Source organism: Exiguobacterium sibiricum 7-3 (assembly GCF_000620865.1).
GTDB classification, from domain to species: domain Bacteria; phylum Bacillota; class Bacilli; order Exiguobacteriales; family Exiguobacteriaceae; genus Exiguobacterium_A; species Exiguobacterium_A sibiricum_A.
Genome location: NZ_KK211190.1, coordinates 1,239,225 through 1,252,305 on the forward strand (window position 1 = coordinate 1,239,225; position 13,081 = coordinate 1,252,305).

Sequence of the window (13,081 nt, forward strand, 5' to 3'; positions counted from 1 at the left end):
ACTGACGTGGAAAAAACAATCGTACGACAGATTGTGCTAGAAGCCATTCTTCGTTTGCAAAATGAACGGACGGATCGAAGCTTATTTCATCTGCTCCAAGGAAAACGTTCGGCCACTTCCTTACAAGACGCCCATTTTTATGGTCTGGAAGCTATTTTCGGGATGCTTCCATTAAAAAAAGACCGATTTGAGCAACTGTTACAGGAGCTGGAACATGCGGGATGGATCAAGCGGGAACAAACCTTGATGCTTACAGATGCCGGAAGAGCACAAATCAGTCCCCCTTTTTTACTGGATGACTTAGGTGGAGAACTGCGTGGCTATCCGATCCATTTATGGAAACGGATTAGCCTGATGATTCAATCAATCGTCTGTCTGGATCAAAACACTTTTTTTATTCCGGTACAACAAGACAGTGGGGTAAAAGAATGGGTCAAACAACGAATCCGTCAGGTACCTGAACGATCGGTTTGGATTACGACCGTATACCAAGAGCTCAATAAGGCGTTACATCAATTGACAGAACGAGAAGCGATTCTCATCAGTTATCGGTTATCCGGGCAAAAAACGGGATTATCGTTTCCTCAATTGAGTGAACGGCTAGGAACGGACCTGCTCTCCTTACAGTTGGAATTTATGATGGCCTGGCGAAGATGCTTACGGGCGTTACCTGAAGACGGCTTGATTTTGTCATTAGGGAACGATATTGATCATCTTAAAATGACACAATCCGCACAAAAAACCTGGGAGTTGCTGAAGCAAGGCTACAGCGTGCAACAAATTGCCGAGAGGCGACGATTAAAAAAAAGTACGATGGAAGATCATCTCGTCGAAATCGCGATGTACGCAACTGTTTTTCCGACTGAACAATTTGTGACTGCCGAACAGTATGAAGAAGTCGTCCGACTTTCTGACCAGTTACACACGTTCTCACTAAAACGAATTAAACAAGAATTGACGCAGGAAATGGACTATTTTCAAATTCGCATCGTCTTAGCCAGAAAGGTGGTTCGTCCATGATGGAAGAAGTATTAAAACGGATCTTTCGATATGATACATTTCGAGACGGGCAACGGCAAATCGTCGAATCGGTCCTCGCCGGTCATGATACAGTCGCCATCCTGCCGACGGGTGGCGGGAAATCGATTTGTTACCAATTACCGTCTTATCTGCAACCGACCGGGCTGACGTTGATTGTATCGCCCTTGCTCTCGCTGATCGAAGACCAGGTCATGCAGATTAGGCGCCGGGGAGAACGATCCGTCGCCAAGCTGACGTCGCTTGAGTCCCGCGACCAGAAAGAACATATTTTGCGCCATCTGAATCAGTTACGTTACTTATATCTGTCACCTGAACAATTGGCTGTCCCGCAGATCCAACAACGGTTAGCGGACATTAAAATCAATCTGTTTGTCGTTGATGAAGCTCACTGCATTTCGCAATGGGGGCATGAGTTCAGGACAGATTATGCAAAACTAGGATTCATCCGGGAACAACTCGGAAATCCGCCCTGCTTAGCCTTGACGGCAACGGCAACGAAACAAGTCGAACAAGATATCATTCAAGGACTGACACTCACGCAACCCAATCGGATTCGACATTCCGTCAACCGACCGGAAATTCAACTCATCGTCGAGCAAACGGAGTCGAGTGAAAAAGATACTGCGTTGACAAAACGTTTGAAGACCGTCAATCGTCCGTGCGTCATTTACACGACGACGCGGAAAGAAGCCGAACGCATCGCTTCGTTTGTTTCTCATGCCGCCTATTATCACGCCGGTCTTGAACCGGAAGATCGACAATTGATTCAACAGCAGTTCCTTCACGACGAAATTGACTGTCTTGTCTGTACTAGTGCCTTTGGTATGGGTGTCGATAAAGGGAATGTCCGGACTGTCATCCATTATACGATGCCGGCGACGATTGAAGCCTATATGCAGGAAATCGGGCGAGCAGGACGGGATGGTCAACCATCGACTGCTGTATTACTCTATGCACCGGGAGACCAACAACTGCAGCAATTCTTAGTGGATAAACAATATGCGTCGTTGCTTTGGATTGATCAGGTGACACAATTCCGCGGACAGGGGGAGTCGTTTGAGTCGATTGAACAACGCCTGCATCTCGAACCGGATGATCCTGCCTATCGTTTACTGAAAAATCAACTTATGGAAGGGAAAACAAAATCACAGATCATTGATTGGCAAGAGGAACGGAAAAAAATACGTTTACGTGAACTTATGCAAATGATAAATTATATTCAAAATGCATTATGTCGGCGTGCCTTTATTTTGCAGCATTTTGATGAGGCAGCTGTTGTGCAAGACCGATGTTGTGATCTTTGCGGTAACTTGACGGAAGATAAACCAATCATCCAGATGGAAGACGACCAACTGAACTGGAAACGCCGATTAGAAGAAGTCTTTTTTTCATCCCGTCCTTCAGTGTAAACTAATAGTATTCCTTATTTTTTAGAAAAGGTGATGAAATTGAGTAAACACGACCAACGAAAAAATCGGCAAGACGAACAACAACGAACAACATTACCGCCACGTTCCTCAAGAATCGAACACGTTCGAAATGAACGGTTAAAACAACCATTTGCTAAAAATCCACTCGCGATTACACTCACAGTTTTGATGATTACCATTATCATTGCCTTTGTCTCCATCGGTTTCATGATGTAAGCGCACATTGTGAACGGAGATTTTTTTCCTTTACGGGTATACTAAAAGGAAGAAGAAAGGAGGCACGGTGCATGGATCGTGGGAAATATAATATCAAAGCAGTTGCTGCATTGGTGGGACTCAATCCGACGACCATTCGTGCTTGGGAACGGCGGTATCAAGTATTGGATCCGGATCGTAGCGAATCAGGACATCGTATTTACAGCGATAACGATGTTGCCAAGCTACGTTGGATCGTTGATAAACAAAAAGAGGGGCTATCGGTTTCAAAAGCCATTCAACTATATGAAATGCCTGTGAACCGAACGGAGGTTCCGACCGATTATGGGATTGAATTGCGTGACCAACTATTCGAGGCGCTGACGAGTTTTGAAGAACGGCACGCGCATGACATCATGAACAAAGCGTTTTCGATGTTTAGCTTTGATAAGGTCATTCAAGATATCGTAGGTCCGTTGTTACATGAAATCGGCATGAGATGGGAAAAGGGCACGATTACGATCGCCCATGAACATTTTGCGACAGCATTCTTACGGGCGCGTCTTTCGACGTTATCCCTTCAAATGCCGATCAATCCATTTTTACCACGCATCCTGTGTGTCTGTGCACCGGAAGAAGAACATGAACTCGGATTGTTGTTCTTTACGCTGTATCTACGTCAGAGCGGATTCGATGTCATCTTTCTTGGGGCGGGTATTCCAGTACCCGACCTTGTGGCAGTGACGAAACAGCTGACTCCTCGGGCAGTGGTGTTATCTTGTACGGTTTCCGATCATTTAAAGGACTTGGATGAAGCGATTGACGAGATTCACCTGCATGCGCCGCAAACGGAAATCGGTTTAGGCGGCTATGCCGTTGACCAACACCCGGAAAAGTACGGGGATATGTTGCTTGGATCAGATGACACGGCTTGGAAAAGTTGGTTAAGTCGACTCACTCCGACAACTGGTGTATAGTGTGAGTCATATCGAACGGAGAGCTTTTGTACTCTGCCGAGTAACTGGAGGAGTCTAACATGAGGTTTGAGCAATTTAAGCAAGGTCACTTACGGGTCTTCGTGTCGAAGCAGGAACTGTCTGTCCATGACGTTCGACCAGAAACGTTGGCTGTCGGAAAAGGACAAGCATTATTACGTAATCTACTAGAAGAAGCAGAATCCAATTACGGATTTCATGCCGTCGGGACACTCGACTTCTTCGTAACATTTTTCCCGAACGACGGGATGTTGGTCGATGTTCGGCGGGAAGGTGCTTTGCCGGAAGAAACATTTGAAGAATTTGATCAAGTGGAGATTCGGATGACAGTCGATATCGTGCATCATGTCTTATATCAATTGGACCAGTTAGAGGATGTCATTCAAGCAAGTCATAGTTTGAGCCGGCACATCGGTCAAACCGAGACAGGCGGCACGTTGTATTTCTTTGAAGGCCGTTATTATTTATACTTCCAAGAACAAATGAAACAACACGTTGAGCAGACGGTGACAACGATTCTGTCGGAATACGGAGTACCAAGTCCGAAAAGTCCGCTCGTGATGTCCGAATACGGCAAAACGATTTTGTTAGAACAAGCGGTTCCGGCTCTGATTGCCACCTTTACACCTTGATTCGGATGATCCTTTTTAACGGGTGAATCGTCAATGTGTAGCTAAAAAGTCACTTCACCGAACACATTCGGGAAGTGACTTTTTATATGTCAGGACGGTTCTTGCGACCATTTTGTGTTTTTTCATACAAAAAGTGATGGTATGATAAGCATTGAACGTAAGATGAAGGAGTGAACAAGATGAAAGTGGCAGTATTGTTTGGCGGAATTTCTGGTGAACGTGAAGTTTCATTAAATAGTGGGAAATCGGTAATTAATGCGCTGGAAAGCAAAGGGCATGAAGTCGTTGCCGTCGACTTTCATCCAGAGCGTGCAGACGAAATCTTAAATCTACAAGTAGAGGCCGCTGTCATTGCCCTTCATGGCAAGTTTGGTGAAGATGGTCGTGTCCAAGCGCTACTCGAGATGGCGGGTATACCATATACAGGTTCAGGAGTATTGGCGTCAGCGTTAGCGATGGACAAGGCGCGCTCGAAAGTACATTTCGAAAAAGCAGGAATTCGAATCGCCCGTGATGTATTGGTCGAACGAGGGGATGACATCGAACAAAAAGTCAGCCAATGGGGCAACCAATTCCCGTGTGTCGTCAAACCCGCACAAGAAGGTTCTTCGAATGGTTTAACGATTGCGCTGGATGAACAGATGTTGCGTCAAGGCATCGAACTGGCTTTCCAGGCAGACGACGCTGTTTTAATTGAGCAATTCATCAAGGGGCGTGAAGTTACAGTGCCGGTTCTCGGCGCGAAGGGGCAAGAAAAAGCCTTGCCGGTGATTGAGATCATTCCGAAAAATGAATTTTATGACTATGAGTCAAAATATGCAATCGGTGGATCGGAACATATCTGTCCGGCACAGTTTGATGACAAGACGACACAAACATTACAGGAATGGGCCGTTTTAGCCCATCAAGTATTAGGGTGTGCCGGCTATTCGCGGACCGATTTCCTCGTTCCCGATGAGGGGGCACCGGTTATTTTAGAAACGAACACGTTACCGGGGATGACCTCTACGAGTCTCTTCCCGGATGGTGCGCGTGCTGTCGGAATCGACTATCCGGAACTCGTCGAAACATTTATTGAACTGGCGATTACGCGTCATCAAAGTGAATCGGCAAGCAAAAAAAAGTGAAAATGAAGTGGATGGTAGAAAGCGCTTACAAATATGGTGGCAACCCCTTTCATTACGGCTCGGAAAAAGGTATACTTTATCCGAACAAGGAAACGGCATAGGGGATGCCACTTATGGGGAGGAACGTTGGAATGATCACTGACCAACAACACGCAAATCATCGCAAGAATGTACTCGAAGCAACACAAGAAATCGTCAAGGAAGCACTTGAAAAACTTGGTTATCCAGACGAGATGTATGAATTGTTGAAAGAGCCACTTCGGATGTTGACAGTCCGGATTCCGGTTCGGATGGATGACGGATCGACAAAAATCTTTACCGGGTACCGTGCTCAGCATAATGATGCTGTAGGTCCGACGAAAGGTGGAATTCGTTTCCATCCGAACGTAACGGAAGTCGAAGTCAAGGCATTGTCCGTTTGGATGAGTCTCAAGGCAGGAATCGTCGATTTACCTTACGGTGGTGGTAAGGGCGGAATCATCTGTGACCCACGTGAAATGAGTTTCCGTGAAATTGAACGATTGAGTCGCGGATATGTTCGTGCCATCAGTCAAATCGTTGGTCCGACGAAAGATATTCCGGCACCGGATGTCTTCACGAATTCACAAATCATGGCTTGGATGATGGATGAGTACAGTCGAATCGATGAATTCAACTCACCAGGCTTCATTACAGGAAAACCATTAGTTCTTGGTGGTTCGCATGGTCGTGAGACGGCAACAGCAAAAGGTGTCGCCATCATGATTCGAGAAGCGGCTGCTAAAAAAGGAATCACGCTTGAGGGGGCACGTGTCGTCGTTCAGGGATTCGGTAATGCCGGAAGCTTCTTGTCGAAGTTCATGCATGATCTCGGTGCGAAAGTCATCGCCATCAGTGATGCCTACGGAGCGTTGCACGATCCGAACGGTCTTGATATTCCGTATCTACTTGATCGCCGTGACTCGTTTGGTACCGTCACGACACTTTTCAAAAACACGATTTCGAATAAAGAGTTGCTTGAACTGGAATGTGACATTTTAGTACCGGCAGCCATCGAAAATCAAATTACAGAAGACAATGCTCATGACATTAAAGCAAGTATCGTCGTCGAAGCGGCGAACGGTCCAACGACTAACGAAGCGACGAAAATTTTAGCGGAACGTGATATTTTGATTGTTCCGGACGTTCTTGCTTCAAGTGGTGGCGTTACCGTCTCTTACTTTGAATGGGTTCAAAATAATCAAGGATACTACTGGACGGAAGAAGAAGTTCATGAAAAACTTGAAAAAGTACTCGTGAATTCCTTTAACCAGGTGTATCAGACAGCGCAGACAAGAAATGTCGACATGCGACTTGCGGCATATATGGTCGGTGTCCGTAAAATGGCGGAAGCATCACGATTCCGCGGTTGGGTTTAATTTAAGTCAAGCTCACTTCTAAACGAAGTGAGCTTTTTTGTATGGTTATTTCTTTCTTAGACGGGAAAGATTTGCTAAGATGAAAAAAAAGCAAGTGGAAGAGGCGAAAAAGATATGTTGGATTGTATCGTCATCGGCGCAGGGCCTTGCGGGTTATCCGCGGCAATTGAAATGCAGGACCTTGGACTGTCTGTCGAAGTGATTGAAAAAGGAAACATCGTGGAAGCGATTTATCAGTATCCGACACACCAGACGTTTTTTTCAAGCAGTGAAAAATTAGAAATCGGCGGTGTGCCTTTTATCAATAAAGAACTAAAACCGAAACGGCAGGATGCCCTTGTCTATTACCGGGAAGTAGTGCGGCGAAAAGAGGTCACCGTGCGACCATTTGAGACGGTTCAAGACGTTGCGCGCATTGAAGATGGTTTTAACGTGACATCACTCCGCAATGGGCAAGTCGTGACACGGACAGCCAAATCGGTTGTTCTGGCGACCGGATATTATGGGCTGCCGAATAAGATGGATGTACCGGGTGAAGAATTGCCGCACGTCTTCCATTACTTCAAAGAAGGTCATCCGTTTTATGGCCAGGATGTTGTCGTCATCGGCGGGAAAAATTCGAGTGTCGATGCGGCAATTGAACTTGAAAAAGCAGGTGCCCATGTGACGATGCTGTATCGCGGCGAATCGTATAGTCCTTCGATTAAACCGTGGGTATTGCCGAATTTCGAATCCTTAGTCCGGGCAGAAAAAGTGACGATGGTGTTTGACGCGACAATCGAAGAAATTACGAATGCTGAAGTGTTGTATTCTGTCCATGGTCAACAGTTGGCTGTCAAAGCGGATTTCGTATTCGCAATGACGGGATATACGCCGGATATCGGACTGTTTGCCGATGCCGGAATTGAAATCGATCCAGAAACAGGGGTTCCTGCATTTGACGAAACGACGATGGAGTCGAACATCGCCGGCATCTATATCGCTGGTGTCGTTGCAGCCGGATATGATGCCAATAAAATCTTCATCGAAAACGGGCGATTCCATGGTGGGTTGATTGCAGACAGTCTCCTGCATCGTCTGAAACAAGAAACTGCTCGAACATAATGTATACACAAATAAAGGGAGGGGCATCGATAGAGGCCTCTCCCTTTATTGTCTGCACATTTATTCGACGCGGAAGGATTCTTCCAACGCATGGTGCGTGGCACCAATCTCAAGTTCAATCATTAGTTTCAACCGCGCTTTTTGAGAGTTCAGTCCATTCGAGAAAATCACACCGAGTTCTTTTAACTGTTGTCCACCCCCGGTATAACCGTACACGTCCTGGACGATTCCATTGAAACACCGACTGACGATGACGATTGGCATTTGTTCCGTTAGAGTCTGGATTGCATCGACGAGGCTTGGCGGCACGTTTCCTTGACCAAGTACTTCTAATACGAGTCCGTCGTAACCGAGTTCGCTGATCGCAAGCAATAAATCCGGGTCCATCCCGGCATATACTTTTAAGACAGCGACACGTTTGCTCAATTGCGTCACCATATGAGTCGGTTTGAGAAGTGGTGTGTTGAACAAGTACACGTGATCTTTTGTCACCATACCCAAATTTCCGAAATGGACGGATTTAAACGTATCGACTGAAGAAGTATGGGTTTTCGTGACGTTAAACGCAGAGTGGATCTCCCCGTTGAAGACGACAAGGACACCTTTGTCTTGAGCAGCCGCACTGACGGCAACCCGTAAGGCGGTAATTAAATTAAATTCACCGTCTGATCCGACCTCATTAGAAGAGCGCATCGCACCGGTCAAAACGATCGGAATCGGCGCACCAATCGTGAGCTGGAGAAAGTAAGCCGTTTCCTCCAACGTATCCGTGCCGTGTGTAATGACGACGCCGTCATACCCACCGTCCTGTAATTCCCCATCGATAAAGTGAGCGAGTCGTAACATGATTTCTGGTGTGATGTGGGGAGACGGTAGATTGGAGAAGTGACGCGTCGTAATATCAGCAATATCGGTCGCTTTTGGCAATGAGGCGTCCAGCGGATTGATCTCATTGGGTAAAACGTGACCGGAATGGTTTTGCGCCATCGCGATGGTGCCTCCGGTATGAATCAAAAGTAGTTTTTTCATTAAATGGTCGTCGTCGAAAAACGAACAACCTTCACCTTCTTTCCGGTCATTTTCATTAACATTGTACCCTTTTTTTCCAGAGAAACAATGGGTGCGGTTTTCTTTTCCGGTAGAAACCTTTATTCTAAGAGAATAGGAAGGGGGAGGAGACGTGTTACCAATCGTTTTCTCAGGAATTGCCCCAGGAATTGCATTGTTGACATATTTCTATTTGCGCCACGAACACGAATCAGAGCCGGTAGGGTATATCCTCCGTAGTTTTATTTTCGGGATACTTCTTGTTTTTCCTTTAATGTTCATCGAATATATCATCCAAAGTGAGTTTGGAGGACTGGAATCGATTCAATTAGTTCGTTCGGCCGTGACGGAAGAGTTTGCAAAATGGTTTGTTGTCTTTTATACCGTCTACATCCATCAACGGTTTAATGATTATTATGATGGCATCATTTATGCAGTTGCTTGTTCATTAGGATTTGCTACATTGGAAAATATTTTATATTTAATGGTTAACGGAACGGTTGAACATATGATTTTCCGTGCATTGTTACCGGTCTCAGGACATGCTTTATTTGCAGTCATTATGGGATTTTTTATGGGGAAAGCTAAGTTTTCGAATCATCCGTATCGTTGGCTCGGATTATCAATTTTCGTTCCGATGGTTGTACATGCTATTTTTAATTTGTTAATATTGGAAAATGGTGGTATATCCATTGTGCCAATTCTATTTATGGTTGGATTATGGATGGTCGGTCTTTATCAAATTCGAAGCGCAAATCGTTTAAATCAACGACACAACAGAAAAAGCAATTGAATAGAATGGACTGGGAGAGAGTAAGATGATAGAAACTGGAGATTTAGTCATGTTGACCAATCAGGAGGACCGTCAAGGACGGACGAAAGTAACGGCTGTGACCAACCGATTGATTTGGATTGAAGCGCCAAGTGAAGTCTCGACGTTAAAAACCTTTATCTTATCAGATCAGGAACAAGTCGGATTTTACTTCTTCAAGGAAAAAGGAAAACTCTATGGATTTGAGACGGAAGTCGTGGAACGGCAAAATGATCCGTTACGAGGTCAACGTTATGCATTGCGCCGACCGGAAGAAAATATGATTCAGCGCGTTCAGCGCCGGCAGTTCGTCCGTGTGCCTCAATTGTTGGATGTTGCTGTTCATCCGCATAAAATCTCTTTTGAGCCGTTTACTTCCGTTACGCTCGATTTATCGGCAGGCGGTATTTTAGTGTTGGCCAATCAAATTCCAATCGAAGTGAAAGACGAGTTGGAATTGACCTTTTTATTGCCGACGGGAGACGGCGTGACACATACGGTAGATGTTTTGGCAGAACTTGTACGTGTTGACCCGAGAGAAAGCCGTTATGAATTAGCCTTTCAGTTTACTCGGATCAATGATCGAAGTCGTGAACTTGTTTTACGGCACTGTTACCAAGCGCAAATGAAATATTCACGACGTGGAACGAATCCATTCACGTAAGCGCATTTTTTTGCTATGATAACGGTCGATACTACACACCACTGTTGGTGAAGATGGAAGGAACGAAGTCACTCATGAAGAATATTCAAATTGCCTTAGACGGACCTGCAGGTGCCGGGAAGAGTACGATTGCCAAACAATTAGCAGCGCATCTCGATTATGTGTACATTGATACAGGAGCCATGTATCGTGCAGTCACACTTGCTGCGTTAGAACAGGGGATTGATTTAGAAGATGGACCGGTTCTTGGAGAATTGATGAAATCCCTTGATATTCGTCTGACACCAGGAGAACAGGGACAACGTGTCTTCATCGGAGAACGGGAAGTGACGGAAGCGATTCGAACGAATGAAGTGACGAATAATGTTTCGTTTGTTGCCCGCCAAGCCGAAGTGCGGTCAGCGCTTGTCGTTGCCCAACGTAAACTGGCGGAGCAAGGAGGCATCGTTATGGACGGCCGTGACATCGGGACAGTCGTCTTGCCAGAGGCCGAGTTGAAAGTCTTTTTGACGGCATCGGTCGAAGAACGAGCCAGCCGCCGTCATCGTGAGAATGTTGCCCGCGGAATGGATAGCGACTTAGAAGCACTGCAAGAAGAAATTGCGTTGCGTGACCAGCGGGACAGCGAACGGGCGGTTTCACCGCTTAAGCAAGCAGAAGATGCCATTTATCTCGACACGACAGAATTGAACATCGATCAGGTCGTAGCACGGTTAACCGAACTTGCAGAAGGTGTCTTAAAATGAACCAGAACGACTTTGTTTATCGATTAGCACGATTCATCGTCCTGATGATTGCCAAAACGGTGTTCCGTTTAAAAGTGACGGGAAAGGAAAATATTCCGTCTGACGGATCACTCTTAGTCTGTGCCAACCATAGTTCCAACTGGGACCCGGTCTTTTTAGTCAGTGCCATTCCGACAAGTCGCTCCGTACGTTACATGGCGAAAGAGGAACTGTTCCGAATCCCGGTTCTCAAACAAATCATGATTTCAGCCGGAACGTATCCGGTCGGTCGCGGACAAGGTGATCGTCAAGCGTTGAAGCGGACGATTGAATTGTTGAATTCGGATGAAACGGTGGGGATTTTTCCTGAAGGCACCCGATCGGCACCAGGAGAGTTTACATCAGCCCAACCCGGCGTCGGATTCTTTGCTTTGCGTTCACCGGCCCAAATCTTACCGATTGCAATCATCGGGGATTACCGTCCGTTCCGAAGAATGCGCGTTGTCGTTGGGAAACCGGTTGACATTACGGATTTAAGAGATCAACGAGGGGCGGCGAAGGCGATTTCCGAACGGATTTTGGAAGAAATCAAAACCGTCTACTTCAATCACGCGTAATGCCTTGACAAATAGTCAGAATTGTAAGAAGTTAGAAGAAGGATAAACGTAGTCATACGTTTCTTGTACTCATCGTGAGGAGGTTGTGTTGGAATGGTCGAAGAAATGAAAGATATGCCTGATTTTGAAATTCATCGGGACCAGGTAATAACCGGAACGGTCGTGAAGATTGAAGACAAGCAAGCACTCATTGATATCGGATATAAGACAGAAGCAATCCTGCCGATTAGCGAAGTATCGAGTCTCCACTTGGATGACATTCAAGGTGCGCTCAAAGTCGGTGATGAACTACAAGTAAAGGTCAAGAAAATAACAGATGAAGAAGTGGTTGTTTCCAAACGTGAAGTGGATGCTTTACAGGCATGGGAAAAAGTTGAAGCGAAATACGCATCGGGCGAAATTTTTGAAGTTGTTGTAAAAGACATCGTCAAAGGTGGACTTGTCGTCGATATCGGTGTTCGTGGTTTCATTCCAGCTTCTCTTGTAGAACGACACTATGTGGAAGACTTCTCAGATTATATCGGTCGGACGATTGCTGTTAAAGTCGTCGAACTGGATCAAGAAAAAAATCGCGTCATTCTTTCGCATAAAGCCGTTGTCGAAGGTGAATTGAATGCGAAGAAAAAAGAAACGCTCGAACAGCTTGAAGTGGGCCAGATTTTAGAAGGAACGGTTCAACGTTTAACGGATTTTGGTGCGTTTGTTGATATTGGCGGAGTGGATGGGTTAGTCCACATTTCCGAAATGGCACACCACCGTGTGGAACGACCGTCTGATATCGTCACGGAAGGACAACAAGTCGAAGTGAAGGTACTTGGTGTTGATCGGGATACGGAAAAAGTAAAACTCTCGATCAAGGAAACGCAGCCGGGACCATGGCAACAAATGGAAGGCAAAATCGAAGCGGGAGACATCGTCAAAGGACGTGTCCGCCGCATCGTTCAATTCGGTGCTTTCGTCGAACTGGCGCCACAGGTTGAAGGACTGCTTCACATTTCGCAAATCGCAAACCGCCATATCGGTTCGCCGTCAGAAGTGCTTGAAGAAGGTCAGGAAATCGAAGCAAAAGTTCTTGAAGTGCATCTTGCAGAGCATAAGATTTCCTTGTCGACACGTGTTTTGGAACAGGAAGAATCGTCGGACGATGATTATTCTCAGTACACGGATCAAAATGAAGGATTTTCGGTTGCTGATCTTGCTGAGAAGGAATCGGATTCAAAAGAATAAAGTAGTAAAAGTGAACACGAAACGTGTTCACTTTTTTTATGTTCGGATAGATATGGTATAAAACCGCTC

14 protein-coding genes are annotated in these 13,081 nt (G+C 45.8%); 13 read left to right on the forward strand and 1 reads right to left on the reverse strand.

The annotated features are described in order from the left end of the window. Positions 1 to 6 precede the first annotated feature (6 nt). The 8 genes from P402_RS0107170 (at position 7) to P402_RS0107205 (ending at position 7,921) form a co-directional block, all read left to right on the forward strand. Positions 7 to 1,020 (forward strand): helix-turn-helix domain-containing protein, encoded by a 1,014-nt coding sequence (locus P402_RS0107170; protein ID WP_026828058.1) that lies wholly within the window; start codon positions 7 to 9, stop codon positions 1,018 to 1,020. Then, positions 1,017 to 2,450, forward strand: coding sequence for a RecQ family ATP-dependent DNA helicase (locus P402_RS16295; RefSeq protein WP_034769838.1), 1,434 nt, complete (start codon positions 1,017 to 1,019; stop codon positions 2,448 to 2,450). The genes P402_RS0107170 and P402_RS16295 overlap by 4 nt, the downstream gene beginning before the upstream one ends. A 39-nt stretch (positions 2,451 to 2,489) precedes the next feature. Further along, complete coding sequence (locus P402_RS16300) at positions 2,490 to 2,687, forward strand: hypothetical protein (RefSeq protein WP_235188831.1); 198 nt, start codon at positions 2,490 to 2,492, stop codon at positions 2,685 to 2,687. 71 nt (positions 2,688 to 2,758) lie between these two features. Next, positions 2,759 to 3,643 (forward strand): MerR family transcriptional regulator, encoded by an 885-nt coding sequence (locus P402_RS0107185; RefSeq protein ID WP_026828059.1) that lies wholly within the window; start codon positions 2,759 to 2,761, stop codon positions 3,641 to 3,643. Between the two features lie 59 nt (positions 3,644 to 3,702). Next, positions 3,703 to 4,293 carry an adaptor protein MecA gene (locus P402_RS0107190; RefSeq protein ID WP_026828060.1) on the forward strand — a complete coding sequence of 197 codons (591 nt, stop codon included), beginning with the start codon at positions 3,703 to 3,705 and terminating at the stop codon, positions 4,291 to 4,293. Positions 4,294 to 4,472: 179 nt separating this feature from the next. Further along, on the forward strand, positions 4,473 to 5,420 hold the full coding sequence (locus tag P402_RS0107195; protein WP_026828061.1) for a D-alanine--D-alanine ligase: 948 nt from the start codon (positions 4,473 to 4,475) through the stop codon (positions 5,418 to 5,420). A 131-nt stretch (positions 5,421 to 5,551) separates the two neighbouring features. After that, the gene (locus tag P402_RS0107200; protein WP_012370683.1) at positions 5,552 to 6,817 is read left to right on the forward strand and encodes a Glu/Leu/Phe/Val family dehydrogenase; all 1,266 of its coding nucleotides are present in this window, start codon (positions 5,552 to 5,554) and stop codon (positions 6,815 to 6,817) included. 114 nt (positions 6,818 to 6,931) lie between these two features. Beyond that, complete coding sequence (locus P402_RS0107205) at positions 6,932 to 7,921, forward strand: YpdA family putative bacillithiol disulfide reductase (RefSeq protein ID WP_026828062.1); 990 nt, start codon at positions 6,932 to 6,934, stop codon at positions 7,919 to 7,921. Positions 7,922 to 7,981: 60 nt separating this feature from the next. On the opposite strand, the gene P402_RS0107210 is transcribed toward P402_RS0107205, so the two are convergent. Next, a complete protein-coding gene (locus tag P402_RS0107210; RefSeq protein WP_026828063.1) occupies positions 7,982 to 8,950 on the reverse strand; it encodes an asparaginase in 969 nt (322 codons plus the stop codon). 151 nt (positions 8,951 to 9,101) lie between these two features. Between P402_RS0107210 and prsW the strand changes: the two genes are divergently transcribed. From prsW to rpsA, 5 genes are all read left to right on the forward strand, one after another. Next, positions 9,102 to 9,761, forward strand: a complete 660-nt coding sequence (gene prsW, locus P402_RS0107215; RefSeq protein ID WP_026828064.1) for a glutamic-type intramembrane protease PrsW — start codon at positions 9,102 to 9,104, stop codon at positions 9,759 to 9,761. Between the two features lie 25 nt (positions 9,762 to 9,786). Beyond that, positions 9,787 to 10,443 carry a flagellar brake protein gene (locus tag P402_RS0107220; protein ID WP_026828065.1) on the forward strand — a complete coding sequence of 219 codons (657 nt, stop codon included), beginning with the start codon at positions 9,787 to 9,789 and terminating at the stop codon, positions 10,441 to 10,443. A gap of 74 nt (positions 10,444 to 10,517) precedes the next feature. Beyond that, a complete protein-coding gene (gene cmk, locus P402_RS0107225) occupies positions 10,518 to 11,189 on the forward strand; it encodes a (d)CMP kinase (RefSeq protein WP_026828066.1) in 672 nt (223 codons plus the stop codon). Beyond that, positions 11,186 to 11,785, forward strand: a complete 600-nt coding sequence (locus P402_RS0107230) for a lysophospholipid acyltransferase family protein (protein ID WP_026828067.1) — start codon at positions 11,186 to 11,188, stop codon at positions 11,783 to 11,785. Before cmk ends, P402_RS0107230 begins: the two co-directional genes overlap by 4 nt. A 93-nt stretch (positions 11,786 to 11,878) precedes the next feature. After that, entirely contained in the window at positions 11,879 to 13,012 is a 1,134-nt protein-coding gene (rpsA, locus tag P402_RS0107235; RefSeq protein WP_026828068.1) for a 30S ribosomal protein S1, read from the forward strand. Positions 13,013 to 13,081 lie beyond the last annotated feature (69 nt).

Excerpts from the sequence above, each read along its gene's own strand:
- P402_RS16295 (WP_034769838.1), top strand. The coding sequence starts at position 1,017 with ATGATGGAAGAAGTATTAAAACGGATCTTTCGATATGATACATTTCGA.
- P402_RS0107185 (WP_026828059.1), top strand. The coding sequence starts at position 2,759 with ATGGATCGTGGGAAATATAATATCAAAGCAGTTGCTGCATTGGTGGGA.
- P402_RS0107190 (WP_026828060.1), top strand. The coding sequence starts at position 3,703 with ATGAGGTTTGAGCAATTTAAGCAAGGTCACTTACGGGTCTTCGTGTCG.
- P402_RS0107195 (WP_026828061.1), top strand. The coding sequence starts at position 4,473 with ATGAAAGTGGCAGTATTGTTTGGCGGAATTTCTGGTGAACGTGAAGTT.
- P402_RS0107200 (WP_012370683.1), top strand. The coding sequence starts at position 5,552 with ATGATCACTGACCAACAACACGCAAATCATCGCAAGAATGTACTCGAA.
- P402_RS0107205 (WP_026828062.1), top strand. The coding sequence starts at position 6,932 with ATGTTGGATTGTATCGTCATCGGCGCAGGGCCTTGCGGGTTATCCGCG.
- P402_RS0107210 (WP_026828063.1), bottom strand. The coding sequence starts at position 8,950 with ATGAAAAAACTACTTTTGATTCATACCGGAGGCACCATCGCGATGGCG.
- P402_RS0107220 (WP_026828065.1), top strand. The coding sequence starts at position 9,787 with ATGATAGAAACTGGAGATTTAGTCATGTTGACCAATCAGGAGGACCGT.
- cmk (WP_026828066.1), top strand. The coding sequence starts at position 10,518 with ATGAAGAATATTCAAATTGCCTTAGACGGACCTGCAGGTGCCGGGAAG.
- P402_RS0107230 (WP_026828067.1), top strand. The coding sequence starts at position 11,186 with ATGAACCAGAACGACTTTGTTTATCGATTAGCACGATTCATCGTCCTG.
- rpsA (WP_026828068.1), top strand. The coding sequence starts at position 11,879 with ATGGTCGAAGAAATGAAAGATATGCCTGATTTTGAAATTCATCGGGAC.